The 15,928-nt window shown below is 49.7% G+C and carries 14 protein-coding genes; 7 read left to right on the forward strand and 7 right to left on the reverse strand.

Features of this window, described 5'->3' with window-relative positions; all coding sequences use genetic code 11:
• Positions 1–69: 69 nt before the first annotated feature.
• The 7 genes from HV832_RS11495 to recA form a co-directional block, all read right to left on the reverse strand.
• Positions 70–672 (reverse strand): FHA domain-containing protein, encoded by a 603-nt coding sequence (locus tag HV832_RS11495; RefSeq protein ID WP_176803993.1) that lies wholly within the window; start codon positions 670–672, stop codon positions 70–72.
• Between the two features lie 27 nt (positions 673–699).
• On the reverse strand, positions 700–1,506 hold the full coding sequence (locus HV832_RS11500; protein ID WP_176803994.1) for a Stp1/IreP family PP2C-type Ser/Thr phosphatase: 807 nt from the start codon (positions 1,504–1,506) through the stop codon (positions 700–702).
• A 354-nt stretch (positions 1,507–1,860) separates the two neighbouring features.
• Complete coding sequence (gene sucD, locus HV832_RS11505; protein ID WP_176803995.1) at positions 1,861–2,742, reverse strand: succinate--CoA ligase subunit alpha; 882 nt, start codon at positions 2,740–2,742, stop codon at positions 1,861–1,863.
• Positions 2,743–2,760: 18 nt separating this feature from the next.
• Complete coding sequence (sucC, locus tag HV832_RS11510) at positions 2,761–3,945, reverse strand: ADP-forming succinate--CoA ligase subunit beta (protein WP_263398756.1); 1,185 nt, start codon at positions 3,943–3,945, stop codon at positions 2,761–2,763.
• Positions 3,946–3,975: 30 nt separating this feature from the next.
• A complete protein-coding gene (locus HV832_RS11515; RefSeq protein WP_176804292.1) occupies positions 3,976–4,557 on the reverse strand; it encodes a DUF2889 domain-containing protein in 582 nt (193 codons plus the stop codon).
• 176 nt (positions 4,558–4,733) lie between these two features.
• The gene (recX, locus tag HV832_RS11520) at positions 4,734–5,192 is read right to left on the reverse strand and encodes a recombination regulator RecX (RefSeq protein ID WP_176803997.1); all 459 of its coding nucleotides are present in this window, start codon (positions 5,190–5,192) and stop codon (positions 4,734–4,736) included.
• A gap of 59 nt (positions 5,193–5,251) precedes the next feature.
• Complete coding sequence (gene recA / locus HV832_RS11525; protein WP_176803998.1) at positions 5,252–6,298, reverse strand: recombinase RecA; 1,047 nt, start codon at positions 6,296–6,298, stop codon at positions 5,252–5,254.
• 313 nt (positions 6,299–6,611) lie between these two features.
• On the opposite strand from recA, the gene HV832_RS11530 reads away from it, so the two are divergent.
• The 7 genes from HV832_RS11530 to HV832_RS11560 all read left to right on the forward strand — a co-directional run bounded on the left by HV832_RS11530 (position 6,612) and on the right by HV832_RS11560 (position 15,904).
• Entirely contained in the window at positions 6,612–7,232 is a 621-nt protein-coding gene (locus tag HV832_RS11530; RefSeq protein WP_176803999.1) for a carboxymuconolactone decarboxylase family protein, read from the forward strand.
• Positions 7,233–7,467: 235 nt separating this feature from the next.
• Positions 7,468–7,881: an SRPBCC family protein gene (locus tag HV832_RS11535; RefSeq protein ID WP_218132032.1), complete on the forward strand. Its 414-nt coding sequence runs from the start codon at positions 7,468–7,470 to the stop codon at positions 7,879–7,881.
• 213 nt (positions 7,882–8,094) lie between these two features.
• Positions 8,095–8,763, forward strand: coding sequence for a response regulator transcription factor (locus tag HV832_RS11540; protein WP_176804000.1), 669 nt, complete (start codon positions 8,095–8,097; stop codon positions 8,761–8,763).
• Positions 8,764–8,778: 15 nt separating this feature from the next.
• Entirely contained in the window at positions 8,779–10,179 is a 1,401-nt protein-coding gene (locus HV832_RS11545) for a sensor histidine kinase (RefSeq protein ID WP_176804001.1), read from the forward strand.
• A 124-nt stretch (positions 10,180–10,303) separates the two neighbouring features.
• Complete coding sequence (locus tag HV832_RS11550) at positions 10,304–11,686, forward strand: TolC family protein (protein ID WP_176804002.1); 1,383 nt, start codon at positions 10,304–10,306, stop codon at positions 11,684–11,686.
• The gene (locus HV832_RS11555) at positions 11,683–12,834 is read left to right on the forward strand and encodes an efflux RND transporter periplasmic adaptor subunit (RefSeq protein WP_176804003.1); all 1,152 of its coding nucleotides are present in this window, start codon (positions 11,683–11,685) and stop codon (positions 12,832–12,834) included. The genes HV832_RS11550 and HV832_RS11555 overlap by 4 nt, the downstream gene beginning before the upstream one ends.
• Positions 12,824–15,904, forward strand: a complete 3,081-nt coding sequence (locus HV832_RS11560; protein ID WP_176804004.1) for an efflux RND transporter permease subunit — start codon at positions 12,824–12,826, stop codon at positions 15,902–15,904. Before HV832_RS11555 ends, HV832_RS11560 begins: the two co-directional genes overlap by 11 nt.
• Positions 15,905–15,928: the final 24 nt, after the last annotated feature.

The following is a 15,928-nucleotide window of genomic DNA, read 5'->3' on the forward strand; positions in this document are numbered from 1 at the left end:
TTTAAAAATGACATTTTTTGTCAGTAAAATTCATTTTTTGTCACAAGCTACTTCAATGAAGTGAACAAATCAGTACTTGAATGTAATCTGCATGTGTATGCCCGCGACATCAATCATGTCACCGTGGCGCAGGATCTGTGCTGGATCGGAAATTGGCTTTCCGTTTACCTTAGGTGTTTCAGCACCCTCAACATGTTTCATCACATATTGATCGGCCTGTTTAGCGATCGCAACAACCTGAATACCAGGGTTGCCGATTGTGGTAACAGGCTTCGAAAGTATCAATTCTTTACCGGCATTTGCCCCATTAACCACGCGGATTGTCGCAACCGCTGGCAAACCAGTTTGAACAATATTGCCAGAAATGACAGATCCTTGAGTATTTTTTTCTTGCTGATATCGCAACTTATATTTACCAATATCAATCACGTCGTCATTTTGCAATAAATGCTTTTTGACTGGCTGATTATTCACCGTAGTACCGTTCGTACTTCCCAGATCCAGCACAAACGACCCGTTTGATGTGGTGTCAATGGCTGCGTGCTGACCGCTCACGGTTAAATGATCAATCACGATATCATTTCCCGAGCGCCGGCCAATAGTAATACGCGATTTATTAATGCTGACTTCCTGTTGAATCAGTCCATTAAAGGTGACGATAATTTTCGCCATAATCTCTCATCAATGAAATTAAAGAAGCTATCTGGATAATATTTTTTTAAACCATGTCTGATCTGGAGATTTCTTTATTTTAAATAATACAACCGATGTATTATCAATTCCACCAGCATCATTTGCCTTCTCGACCAGTATTTTGCAGCAAGCCGTCAAGTCATAATAATGCTGGATGAATACAGTTTGAATTTCATCATGCGTCAGCATGTCGGTCAAGCCATCTGAGCATAGCATGTATACGTCGCCCTCTTCCGTAGGATAAGTGGCGACATCGATTTCCACTTCTTCCTGGGTACCGACTGCCCGTGTAATCAGATTTCTGATAGATGAAAATCTGGCTTGCTCTTCCGTGATCTGTCCGGAATTAATTTGCTCCTGCAACACGGAGTGATCCCGGGTTAACCTGGTTAATGTCTCCCCCCGGTAACGGTAGGCTCTGGAGTCTCCGACATGCGCCAATAATAGCCGCTCATTGGCGCAACATGCGACGATAACAGTTGTTCCCATTCCAAAGCAGTCCACGTTGGTTTGGGATGTTTGAAATACTTTCTGATTGGCAAGTTGGATCGCCTCGTTCATCCAATGCGACAATGGAATAAACTGCAAGCCCAGTTTTGACAGCCACGCCGAATCAAGTTTTGCGCATAAATATTCGGCAATAATACGGGTACTCATCGCACTTGCGACTTCTCCAGCCTTATAGCCTCCCATTCCATCCGCCAACACTGCACATCCGTAATCGGCACAAACAATAATTGCATCCTCGTTTTGATCCCGGATTCTCCCCGGATCAGATAACGCGGCAAACTCTAGTGCATACTGATATGACATTGTCAAATTGCTAAATAATGAATTTTAATTATTATATAAATGTAAATTATAAAATGTTTTTCTGAAAAACATTCCAATGCACTTTGCACTGCTGCGCCCTAATAAAGTCAACTCATAATTGGCCAGCTAAAAAACTGAGATTCTGGTCCCGACATGTCACTCACTGATTTTTGATCGAAGTGGGTACCATATGACACGGCATTACCACGCACAGCGTGGTTCATTTTCTACATTAACCAAGCTTAACATTAAGAAATTTAGTTTGCACTGTAAATACTCAGACACAAAGCGAAGAAATGAAAAAGCCGCGACAAGCGCGGCTTTTTCTGACAACAAATTCGAATTTGGCGACGATTACAGCATTGCCTTCAGCAAGCGCGCCATTTCAGATGGATTCTTTGTTGTTTTGATACCGCAAGCTTCCATGATGTCCAGTTTTGCCTGAGCAGTGTCAGCACCGCCAGAAATCAAAGCGCCTGCATGACCCATACGTTTCCCTGGAGGTGCAGTCACACCAGCGATAAAACCAACCACTGGTTTTTTCATATTGTCTTTGATCCAATAAGCAGCATTCGCTTCGTCCGGACCGCCGATTTCACCGATCATGATGACAGCATCGGTATCAGGATCATCATTGAACATCTTCATGATGTCGATATGCTTCAAACCATTGATCGGGTCACCACCGATACCAACAGCAGAAGACTGACCCAGACCCAGCGCGGTCAATTGACCTACTGCTTCATAAGTCAGTGTACCGGAACGAGAAACTACGCCGATACGGCCTTTGCGGTGAATATGGCCCGGCATGATGCCGATTTTGATTTCGTCAGGAGTGATCAGGCCGGGGCAGTTAGGGCCGAGTAATTTAGTTTTACTACCGGCTTTTGCCATGCGGTCTTTCAACATCATCATGTCACGGACAGGAATACCTTCAGTGATACAAATTGCCAGATCCAACTCTGCCTCAACGGCCTCCCAGATCGCAGCAGCTGCACCTGCTGGTGGAACGTAGATAACAGAAACGGTTGCACCAGTGGCTGCTTTGGCTTCGGTTACGTTAGCAAAAATTGGAATGCCTTCGAAATCTTCACCGGCTTTCTTTGGATTTACACCGGCAACGAAGCAGTTTTTACCGTTTGCGTAATCGCGGCACATGCGTGTATGGAACTGGCCAGTTTTACCAGTGATACCTTGGGTAATGACTTTAGTGTCTTTATTAATCAGGATGGACATAGTGATTCCTTGCGATAATTAAGCGTGAGCAGCAGCAGCGACAACAACCTTCTGAGCTGCTTCTTCCATCGTGTCAGCAGAAATGATAGGCAGACCGGAATCCGCCAGCATTTTCTTACCGATGTCTTCATTCGTACCCTTCATGCGTACAACCAGAGGTACTTGCAGGGAAACGGCTTTAGACGCAGTAATCACGCCTTCTGCGATCACGTCGCAACGCATAATACCGCCGAAGATGTTGACCAGGATGGCTTTCAGACCTGGGTTTTTCAGCATGATCTTGAATGCTTCAGTCACTTTCTCTGCTGTTGCGCCACCGCCTACGTCGAGGAAGTTGGCTGGTTCACCGCCGAACAATTTGATGGTATCCATCGTTGCCATCGCCAGGCCGGCACCGTTCACCAGGCAACCGATGTTACCGTCGAGAGAGATATAGGCGAGGTCAAATTTGGATGCTTCGATTTCAGCTGGATCTTCTTCATCCAGATCGCGGTAAGCAACGATTTCTGGCTGACGGAACAGCGAGTTCGCGTCGAAGTTGAATTTCGCATCCAGTGCGATCACTTTACCGGAGCCGGTCAGGATCAGCGGGTTGATTTCTGCCAGAGAGCAGTCTGTTTCCATGAATGCTTTGTACAAACCTTGCAACTGTACGCGCGCATCAGCGATAGAGCCTTCAGGAACACCGATCTTACGGGAGATATCATCAGCTTCTGCATCTTTCAGACCAGTACCCGGATCAATCGCGATAGAGTGGATCAGCTCCGGATGTTTTTCCGCCACTTCTTCAATGTCCATACCGCCTTCGGAGGAAGCCATCAAAACAACGCGCTGGCTGATACGGTCAGTCACCATACTGACGTACAGTTCTTTCTTGATGTCCGCACCTTCTTCGATCAGCAGACGGCGCACCTTCTGACCTTCAGGACCAGTCTGGTGCGTGACCAGCTGCATGCCCATAATGGCATCAGCGTATTCACGCACTTGCTCCAAAGATTTCGCAACTTTAACGCCGCCGCCTTTACCACGGCCACCGGCATGGATCTGTGCTTTAACGACCCAGACTGGTCCGCCCAGGGTTTCAGCCGCTTTGACTGCTTCTTCAACGGACATGCATGGGATACCGCGCGGTACGGTCACTCCGTATTTGCGGAGGATTTCTTTACCCTGATACTCATGGATTTTCATACGACTTCCCTTCAGACACTGAGGTATAAATAATAATTAAACAAACTAGCTGGGTGATTTTGCGTCAGGCGAAGGTTTCGCCCAGCGCGGGTAATACTGAACAACGGCTGGTCCATCCAAACGCAATGCGTGGCAACGGTCTAGCTGGAAAGGCTGGTTGGAATCAGTGGAATTGCTGGCGGCGTCACGCGTATCGATCACGTCGCCGGCGAAAGCTTGAATTGCTGCAGTAGGCAATATCTGCGCTAACTCGGTCAGATGGGTGCACCCCTGAATGCCGGACATCCGGTCTTTAACGCCCTGGCGAAACTGGCGCATCAGATTTAAACCAATGAGTTTTTTATAATCAGGGTCGATGGACTCGCAATATCCGGGGTATGGAACCGCATCTGAACAAGCAGCCACGCCAACAACATTCATTTGCAAATCAACCGTCACGCGCAAAGTCAGGTCGTGCAGAGCCACGCCTTGCGGGCGAGTGCCGGAAGCGAGCTGGATATCACGTTCTTTGTGATCTGTTATGCGAGCGTCAAAATCCCACAAACCATCATCACGGGAAAACGCTTCGATAGTGATCGCACGCGTATGTTTCAACGTGCGGGCAGTGGTGGACTGAGATAGTGGCATCATGCCTTTTTTAGCGGCTATTCTGGATAAAAGAGCCACAATTGCGTGTCGTTACCGCAGCTTCTACGATAACAGCCGCTCCTGCGGCGCTGCAAAAAACCTGCGAATTCTAACACAGCTGAATCACAACTCATAACAGTGCCAGATTTTTTATCGATTCCTTAAAAGAACACTATTCATTCTGCCCCGTCATCCTGACTGGATGTTTTCACAGCCACCTGAATTACCTGCGCCGAAAACCCGCGTTGTTGCAAAAAACGGCTCCGCTTCATTCTTTCAACAGAATCGCCCGGCGGATAAGGAAATTTTTTATGCAAAACATCAATCGCCCGTTTCAACTCAGTCGCTTTCAATTGCTCACGAGCCAAAATCATTTCAGCTTCGCCAAGCTGGTGATTCTGCAATTCAGCCAAAATACGGTAATTACCGAACCGGGCAGCCCGCCGGTTGATTAAAGATTCAGAAAAGCGTTCCGCAGATAAAAACCCCGAAGATTCCAACCAGTTCAAAACTGTTTCGAGATCATCTTCTTCCTGCACATATACGGACAACTTCCTCGCCAGTTCAATGCGACTGTGTTCACGCGACGACAAATAGCGCAGCGCACGCGCTTTCAGACTCAGTTTCTGTTTCATATATTAAAAAGCCGGCACTCCCAGTTCTCGGAAGCGCCGGCCAAAAAGTCGGAATTCACTTACTCGACCACTTGTGTATTCAGGGCAGGCAAGGTCGGTACACCCAGGTGGGCGCGCACTTTATTTTCAATCTCATGTGCCAATTCAGGACGCTCTTTCAGGTAGCTGCGTGCATTGTCCTTGCCCTGGCCGATACGTTCGCCGTTATAGCTGTACCATGCTCCTGCTTTTTCAATAATCTTGGCGTCCGCCCCCAAATCCAGAATTTCACCTTCACGGGACGTGCCTTCTCCGTACAAAATATCAAAATGGGCTTCCTTAAACGGCGGGGCAACTTTATTTTTGACAACCTTGACCTTGGTTTCGTTGCCAATGACTTCGTCACCGGATTTGATGGATCCGGTACGACGGATATCCAGACGGACAGATGCATAAAATTTGAGCGCATTACCACCTGTCGTGGTTTCAGGGCTACCGAACATCACACCGATCTTCATACGGATCTGGTTAATGAAAATGACCAGTGTATTCGTGCGCTTGATACTGCCAGTCAGTTTGCGCAAAGCCTGGGACATCAGACGTGCCTGGAGGCCAGGTAAAGAATCCCCCATATCGCCTTCGATTTCAGCCTTAGGTGTCAGAGCCGCTACCGAGTCCACCACGACCAGATCAACACTGCCGGAACGCACCAGTGCATCGGTAATTTCCAACGCCTGCTCCCCGGTATCCGGTTGTGAAATCAGCAAATCTGCCAGATTGACCCCCAATTTCTGCGCATAACCGACATCCAGCGCATGCTCCGCATCGATAAAGGCACAGGTTCCACCCAATTTTTGCATTTCAGCAATGGCCTGCAATGTCAGCGTCGTTTTACCTGAAGACTCCGGTCCATAAATCTCCACCACGCGGCCACGCGGCAATCCGCCGACACCAAGCGCGATATCCAGTCCGAGAGAGCCAGTAGACACGACCTGTACTTCTTCCACCACTTCGCCGTCAGCCATGCGCATGACTGACCCCTTACCAAATTGTTTCTCAATCTGTGCCAGGGCGGCAGCAAGCGCTTTACTCTTTTCTGAGCTATTGTCGGGTTTCTTGTCGTCCATAGATTCTTTCATTCTTCATTAAGTGGCCGATTGGATATCGGATTTCGTAAATATCACTGCACCGGACAATACTGTATAAAAAAACAGTGATTTATGCAAGCAGGATTTTTGACTTTCTTTTTTATGACTAGCTTGCTATGAAATTTCTGTCGATTTTTATTTTAAGGCAGTAATATTGATTTCAGACTCCAAAACCATTTGCTGTTGAACAAAAGGCGAAAATCAGTATTTTTCCAATGACGCGTTACCAAGAAAATACAGGAAAACAACCAGGCAATAAAAATACATACGATCAAAAATAACAGGAGACAAAATGAAAAAACAGTTATCAGGTATAGCCATCGCTATGTTGACATGTAGCATAGGCGCGCAAGCCGCAGAGCGGCTGCCAAGCATCCCACCGGATCAGTACAATAGCGAACAAAAACAGGTTGCAGCCGAGTTTGAAACACATCGCAAGGTCGCTGTATTCGGCCCGTTCGAGCCATTGATGCATAGTCCGCAAATGATGAGTCAGGCTCGGGCCATGGGTGACTACCTGCGTTATAAATCTGCCATTGGCAACACCCTGAGCGAGCTCGCGATTCTGGTCACTGCCCGCGAATGGAGCCAGGATTATGAATGGTATGTACATCAGCCGATTGCTGTTAAAGCTGGTATCAAAAAGGAGATGACCGATGCGATCGCAGATGGACGCCGGCCAACAGGCATGTCTGATGATGAAGAAATGGTTTACGACTTTTGCATTGAATTGCAAAAAAATAAGCGTGTTTCCGATATCACATTTAACCGGGTGGAGCAGCGTTTCGGAAAAGAAGGTGTCGTTGATTTAACCGGCATTGTGGCTTACTACACATTGCTGGCAATGGAAATGAATGTAGCAGAATATGCAGTGCCAAATGATGCAAAAAAACTCAAACGTTTCCCGGATTAAAATATTTTCCCTAAAAGAAAATATTTGTTTAATGCAAAAGCATTCAACGAAATAAAGACCAGATAATCAAACGTTTAATCAAACATTTGAATTAAATTTTTCAAATCGCCGCGAATTCTCGCAGACACGCTGCATTAAAAATAGTTACACATGATCTTGATTGAGCCAAGACACATATCTGCGAACAGTTCCAAAAACAGACTGGCCTCCTCTGCTGCCAACCAAAGGAAAAACGATGACCATCAGAATTACCGTCGAAACACATATCAATGCGCCGATCGCGAGGGTCTGGGGCGCTTACACTACGCCGGACGATATCAAACAGTGGAACGCCGCTTCTGAAGACTGGCACACCACCCGATCGACGGTTGATCTGCGGATCGGTGGTCTGTTTTCATCCCGGATGGAAGCAAAAGACGGCAGTTTCGGTTTTGACTTTGAAGGAACCTACACCAAGGTAGTACCAAATCAATTGCTGGAATTTTCATTCGGCGGGCGTACGGCATCAGTCGAATTCATTGAGAAAGGCGACGGTGTGACCGTGCGCATTACGTTTGACGCCGAAGCTGAACATTCCGTTGAACAGCAACAGCAAGGGTGGCAATCGATCCTGAATAATTTTGCAAAGTTCACTCAGGAAGCGCACTAAACTGCATTTATCAAAATAGATATCCCCGCTGCACCACGATGAACTGTGCACCTGTGTCCCTGTGCCAGACAATGATAAACATCGTTGACAGATCATTGCCAAATCGCAACCGGATATTTCCTGACTGTGTCAGGTTTGCTTTCCTGTTCTATAACGTTCAGAATTCGATGCCGGAAATTCTCCGGCATTCTGATCGTGCAGGCAAATTGACTTATGCATATATTACTCGTCGAAGATGACAAAATTCTGGCAGAAGGTTTGTCGCAGATGCTGCGGGGAAACGGTATGCTGGTAGATGTGGTACACACTGGCAGCGATGCCGGTTTTGTGCTTCAACATCAGCAGCTCTCGGCGATGGTGCTGGATATCGGTTTGCCGGATACCGATGGTCTGGAAGTTTTGAGAAAACTGCGTGCCGGAGGCAGCAATCTGCCTGTTCTGTTACTGATCGCACGGGATGCGATTTCTGACCGTGTCCGTGGATTCGATCTTGGTGCCGACGATTATCTGGTAAAACCTTTTTCCACTCTGGAATTAGTCGCCCGCCTCAAAGCATTGGTTAGAAGAACGGCTCCGCGCACCAGTGAGACCCGGCTTGGCCTGCTGGTTCTGGATTCCCATACCAAACGCCTGATGATCAACGGGCATCTGGTCGATCTGTCCGTCAGGGAATGGAATATTCTTGAGTATCTGCTGCAGCAGGAATCCCGCGTGGTTTCCAAACAGCAGATCATTGATGCGATCCTGCCGCATGGGGAAGACCTGACGTTGAATGCAATTGAGGTTTATGTTTCCCGTCTGCGCCTGAAACTGGCCGATGCGCAAGTCGCCATCAAAACTATACGCGGTTTCGGCTATATGCTGGAAGAACAAAAAGTCTGATTCCTCACCAATCATATGCCAGCACACCAACCGAGCATACGTCGCAGTTTATTGAAATGGCTGATCGCGCCATTACTGGTCGTGAATTTTATTGGCGCGGCATTGGTGTACTGGCTTGCCTGGACGCCGGCGCAAACCGCATTTGACCAGAGCCTTGCCGACACGTGCTGGGCGCTCAGTACCCGGCTGCACAAGGTAGCAAACCATATCGGCGTGGATCTGCCTTCTTCCGTGGAACAGGTTTTACGGGTAGATCATGTCAATGTCGTCTATTTCGTGATCCGCAGTCAGGCTGGCGATATCCTGGCGGGCGATAAGGATTTTCCAGCAGTGTCCATGCCAGTCACTTACAACGACAGCATCTTTGCCGATGGCCGGATGCGTGGTGAGGCAATCCGCATCGTCAGTATCAAATTTCTTATCGGCGATGAACCGGTGGTGATTCATGCAGCAGAAACCCTTAGCAAACGCAAGGCGATTCAGTCACGTATTTTCATTACCCTGATCACGCTCGAAATCATCCTCACAGTATTACTGATCAGCGTAGTCTGGATCGCGGTAACACGCGGTCTCACACCATTACAGAATTTGCAGCAAGAACTGAACCGGCGCAATTTTGACGAATTATCCCCGCTTCCGGAAATGGCGCAAACATCAGAACTGCATCCGGTCACCCAGGCCATCAATCGCCTGCTGCATAAAATCGAAATCGGCAGCACCAACCAGCAGGACTTCCTGGCAAATATCGCGCATCAGTTGCGCACGCCACTGGCTGGTCTGAAAGCCCAGATCGAATGGATACAGGAACGTTACAAGAGCGATCAGGAAACCTCGCGTTCGGCATCGTTAATGATGATTTCCACCGAGAGAATGATACGGCAGACCAATCAGCTGCTGGCACTGGCGCGTGCTGAACCCGGTAAGTTTGAGCGGAAAAGACTGGAACCTCTTTCACTGAATCAAATCATTGCAGAGAGCATCCATGTCTTTTTTAACGCTGCTGACAGGAAGCACATCGACCTCGGTTTTGATCTGCAGCCGGTGATGATTCTGGGTGATGCGTTTCTCCTGCGCGACCTGATTGAAAACATCATTGACAATGCCATCAGCTATACACCCGAAAATGGTATCGTGACAGTCCGTTGCCATTCCAATGCAGACGGTACCGGCGTCTTTTCGGTGGAAGATAACGGTCCCGGGATTCCAGCCGCAGAACGGAAACATATCTTCGAGCGCCGTTACCGGATTAACGAACGGCCTGCCATCACCAGTCAGGTGTCAGGTAATGGCCTGGGTTTGTCCATCGTTTCCGATATTGCCAAAGATCATGATGCCCGCATCGAACTACAGGATGCCCGTTATGGCGGTACGGTCTTTCTGGTCGAATTTCCTCCAGTTCCTCATGAATCTCTTTGAGTTCCGGCAGATATTCTGTTGATTTTTCGACGCTGTCAGCAATTTGTCAGCTTAATGTCACACTGATGACAGCTTGGTTTTACATACTACGAAGGTTAATCATTACGCTATTTGTAAGAACACCATGATGTTTGCACTGACTATTGGAAATATCCGCCATTGCCTGATGGGCATGGCCTCCGGCGGCGCGCTGGCAATGCTGGCGCTTGGCGCTGACGCGACGCCAGCACAAATCAACACAGATCTGCCGAAAATGCTACCGGCAAACGCTGCTGAAAATGCTTCGTCAACAGCGGTATCGCTCAGCCTGCAACAGGCCTTGCAGATTGCCGTGACAGACAACCGCGATATCCGGCTCAGCCGTCTTGCGCTTGATACTGCCGGAGCGATGAGAACCGCAGCAGAAGCCGCACCGAATCCCACCCTGACCATACAAACCGTCAATATCAATCCGAAATTGGGTATCGGTAGCGGAAAATTACGCGACAAAACTGTCGACAGCACATGGCGCATTGATCAGCTGATCGAACGCGGCGGCAAGCGGGAATACCGTTCGGAAAATGCCCGTTATCTGGAGCTGGCAGCGCGACACGATGCAATGGATACAGAGCGTCAGACCCGCATCACAGTCAGTGCCGCATATTTTGATCTGCTGGCAGCACAGCAAAGACTGCGTCTGTTGCAGGAAACCAGAAAACTGTTCGGTCAGACACAGGCCGCAGCAGATCAGCGCAAAAAAGCTGGCGACATTGCTGGCGCCGATGCAGCCCGTATCCGGGTTGACGCATTACGTTCAGAGAACGACATGCGGCAGGCGCAAAACGATTTACTTCATGCGCAAAGCCATCTGATCAATCTGCTGTCGCTGCGTATTTCTCCCACAGCGATCACTGCTGCTGACAGCTGGCCTGCAGCCACTTTACCGGCAACACCGGAATTGGAAAACAAGTTGCAGCAAGCCATAGAATCGCGTCCGGACGTGCAATCCGCACAGGCGAAGCTGGATGCAGCGCTGGCAGCAAAGAAACTGGCACTGGCGGCCAGAACGCGCGATGTTTCTGTTGGTGTGCAATTCGAACACTATCCGACCAGCGCCACCAACACACAAGGATCAGGTAATAGTTACGGCGTCTCGGTCCAGATCCCATTATTCGTCCGGTATGAATACCAGGGTGAAATCCGGGCAGCAGAGATCGCCGTCGACAGCGCCAGAGAAATGCTGGGAAAAACAAGGGAAGCCGCAGCACAGGAGCTGCGCGGCTTGTGGGAATCCGCCAGCAGTGCGCAGGACATTCTGCAACGGCTGACCAGCCAGGTTCAACCCGCTGCCCGTCAATCTGCCGACGCAGCAGAATTTGCGTTTAAAAACGGTGCGCTTGGTGTGATGGATGTGCTGGATGCCCGGCGCGTTTTCCGCGCCACAGAAATCGATACCATCAATGCCCAATCCGACTTCGCCAAGGCACAAACCGCCTGGCAAATCAGTACACAGGAATCCAAACCATGAAATTTACCCGTTCTCTTTCGCTTGTCACCGGTCTGCTCTGCTGCGCGGGTATTGCCATTTACTCCATGCGAACCGTCACCGCAAACGAAGCAAGTACCGGAGCTGTGGCCGTAAAAAAACAGGCTCCCGGCAGCATCAGCTATCCGGTTAATGCGCCACAACTTGCTTCTATCAAGGTAGCGCCGGTCAAAGAGGTCAATCTGCCGATTGCCGATGCAATGAACGGCAAACTGGCATTTGATGAAAACATCACGGCACGCGTCAGTTCGCCTGTGCTCGGCAGAATTACGTCTGCTCCCGTTCAAATCGGTGACGTGGTGACTAAAAATATGACGCTGGCGCAGCTGGACTCTCCGGATCTGGCCACCGCAGATGCAGACTGGACAAAAGCCAAAGCCGATGAATATAAAAAGAAGCTCGCCTTTGACCGTGCCAGAGGTTTATTCGAACATGAAGTCATTGCCCGTAAAGATTATGAATCTGCCGAAGCCGACTACGTGCAGGCACAGGCAGAAACCCGGCGCAGTAATCTGCGTATGCACAATCTGAACGCCAGCGGTAAGGAAAATGGTCAGTTTGCACTGAAAGCACCGATTGCCGGCATCCTGGTGGATAAACAGGTCAATCCGGGTATGGAAGCGCGCCCCGACGCACCGGGGCCGCTGTTCACCATTTCGAATCTGAGTCGCCTATGGCTTTTGATTGATGTCCCTGAACGTCTTATCGGCCAGATTCAGCCGGGCCAGAAAATCGGCATGGAACTGGACGCCTATCCAGATCAGATTTTCCCTGCCACAGTTGACCGTGTCGGTCTGGTACTGGATCCGAACACGCGACGGATTCAGGTACGTGCCAGCGTTCCGAATGAAGATAAAAAACTGCGGCCAGAAATGTTTGCACGGGTTTCGTTCTTATCGGAAGACAATAAAAAAGCGTTACGTGTTCCGAATGCCAGTCTGATTGTGGAAGGCCTGCATAACTACGTCTTCATTGAGAAACGCGAGGGTGAATACCAAAAGCAACGGGTGAATCTGGTTCGTAAAAGCAAAGACGTCAGCTTTGTTGATCAGGGACTGGCCGCCGGTCAGAAAATTGTGACTGAAGGTGCACTGCTGTTGAATTCCGAGGTGGCTTCCCATGCTCAATAAGTTTGTTGATTTTGTTCTGACCCAGCGCGTGTTCGTGCTGGTGCTGACATTTGCGTTAATTGTTTTCGGTTACCGCTCACTAACGAATCTGCCCATCGAAGCATTTCCAGATGTGCAAGACGTGCAGGTGCAGGTTGTCACGCAGTTTCCGGGTCAGGCGGCAGAGGAAGTAGAACGTACTGTCACCTTACCGATTGAGCGTGAGATGAGCGGCGTACCAAATCAGACCCAGGTACGTTCAGTCTCCATCACCGGCCTGTCGGTGATTACGCTGACCTTTAAAGATGGCACGGATGATTATTTTGCGCGGCAACAGGTGTTGGAAAAACTGCAGGGCGTAAATTTACCACCCGGAATTCAGCCTAGTCTCGCCCCGCTGACTACTGCGGTAGGTGAAATTTATCGCTATATCATCGAAGCGCCCGCCACGATGTCTGAAAACGATGTACGCGCACTGCAGGACTGGGTCGTCCGTCCGGAGTTGCGCATCGTTCCCGGCGTGGCAGACGTCGTCAGCTTTGGTGGCACCGTCAAGGAATACCAGGTACAGGTGAATCCAAATCTGCTGAAGCGTTTCGGCATTACACTGGATCAGGTCAATCTGGCGCTCGCCAGCAATAGCAATAACGTCGGTGGCGGTACCGTGAAACGCGGAGACGAAGGTCTGGTCGTACGCGGCGTTGGACTGTTTAAGGATAAAGACGATATCGGCCGGGTGATTATCAGCGCGAAAAACGGTAAAACCGTGCTGGTATCTGATGTTGCCGACGTGGTCATTGGCAACCGTCCACGCTCAGGTATTGTCTCTTACAACCAGGGTGACAGTTATGTACTGGGTATCGTACAGATGACCAAGGGGGGTAATGCTGCCAAAATCATTGGGGAACTGAAGAAAAAAATTGAATCGGTGAATGCCAAACTGCCGGCCGGCGTCAAGTTGAAACAGATTTATGACCGTACCGATCTGCTGCATCACACCGTGATGACTGTTGCAGAAAATCTGATTGTCGGCGCACTGCTGGTGGCAACGATACTGATTGCGTTCCTGCGTAACTGGCGGACTGCGCTGATTGTGGTGACCGTCATTCCACTGTCGTTGCTGTGCGCATTTATCATGCTGGATCTGAAAGGTATTCCTGCCAATCTGATTTCGCTAGGCGCGGTTGATTTCGGCATCATTATCGACAGTGCCGTGGTGCTGGTGGAAGCGCTGATGGTGAAACTGGCGCTGAAACAACATGACGGCCACGAAAGCCTGTTTCTGTGGCGCAAACATGTATTGAAAGATACCGTCGTTGAGATGGGGCATCCTATCCTGTTTGCGAAAGCCATCATCATTCTGGCGTTCATTCCGATCTTTACTTTTCAACGCGTCGAAGGAAAAATTTTCTCGCCAGTGGCATTGACACTGAGCTTCGCCATGCTGGGAGCACTGATCCTGACGATGACACTCATTCCGACCTTGCTGACGCTGACGATGAAGCATCACAGCCTGGCGGAAAAACACAGTGCATGGATGGTGCGTCTGCAAAACAGTTATCGCGCCCTGCTGGAAAAAACGGAACAGAAAAAACGCCAGGTGATGATTGCATCCTCCATCCTGCTGGCCATCACACTGGCGCTGGCGCCCCGCCTCGGCAGCGAATTTCTGCCGAAGCTAGATGAGGGCAACATCTGGCTTGCCATCAGCCTGCCGCCATCGACTGCGATCGAAAAAACCAAGGAAATCGAAAAACAGATCCGCGCAATCCTGCTGAGCTACCCCGAAGTAAAAACCGTCGTTTCCGATGTGGGCCGCCCCGATGATGGCACCGATCCGAAGGGCCCGAACAGCATGGAAATTCTGGCCGATCTGAAACCGCGTTCAGATTGGAAATTTGCCGACAAGGAAAGCCTGATTGAAAACATGACGGCAAAGATTAATTCCATTCCCGGGGTACCAACCAATTTCTCTCAGGTCATTCAGGATAACGTGGAAGAATCGCTGTCCGGTGTCAAAGGTGAAATCGCAATCAAGGTATTCGGCCCTGATCTCGATATCCTGACGCAGAAAAGCGAACAGATTGCCAGTATCCTCAAAGGCATACAGGGCGCGGCCGACGTTGATACGGTTAAGATCGGCGGTCAGAGTCAGCTGAATATCGTGATCGACCGGGAAAAAATTGCACGCCTGGGTATCAATGTGTCAGATGTAAATAATGTAATTCAGTCTGCACTGGCAGATACGCCTGTTTCTACTTTCTATGAAGGTGACAAGCGCTTTGACATCACCCTGCGTCTGAAAGCAGATTACCGCGAGTCCATCGACAATATCAGCGCCTTGCAGGTGAATCTGCCGAATGGTGCCGGCACTGTTGATCTGGCTGATGTGGCAAAAATCGAACTGAAACAGGGTGCCAGCCGGATCAGCCGCGAGGCAGGTGGCCGCAATGCCTCGGTCAAAGCCAATCTGATCGGCCGCGATCAGGGCAGTTTCGTTGCCGAAGCCCAGAAAAAAGTCGCCGAGCAAGTCAGCCTGCCAGCCGGTTATTACATCGTCTGGGGAGGTCAGTTTGAGAATCAGCAGCGGGCCGTGAAACGACTGGAAATCATTATCCCCATCACGATCTTCCTGATTTTTGCTTTGCTGTTCTGGGCATTTCGCTCGGTACGACTGTCGTTGTTGATCCTGCTCATGGTGCCATTCACCATGATAGGCGGCATCGCCGGACTGGCGCTGGCAGGTCTGCACTTCTCCGTTTCTGCCGCCGTCGGTTTCATCGCGGTTGCGGGCATCTCTGTGCAAAACGGTGTGATCATGCTGGAACAGATTCTGGATCTGGAAAAGAAACAGCTTTCGGTATCAAGTGCCATCGAAGGCGCCGTTACCCGTCTGCGTCCGATTCTGATGACGGCGCTGATGGCCGGGCTGGGTCTGTTGCCTGCCGCACTGTCGCATGGCATCGGCTCGGAAACCCAGCGTCCGTTTGCCGTCGTCATTGTCGGCGGCATTGTTTCTGCAACGATTTTCACGTTATTACTGCTGCCTCTGAGCTACACCATCTTCAAAGATAAAAACAAAGAGGAGTAAATGAGAAAGTCAGTGGTTCAGTTA

It is taken from the genome of Cognatundibacterium oligocarboniphilum, assembly GCF_013377855.1.
Classification (GTDB): Bacteria; Pseudomonadota; Gammaproteobacteria; order Burkholderiales; family Burkholderiaceae_D; genus Undibacterium; species Undibacterium oligocarboniphilum.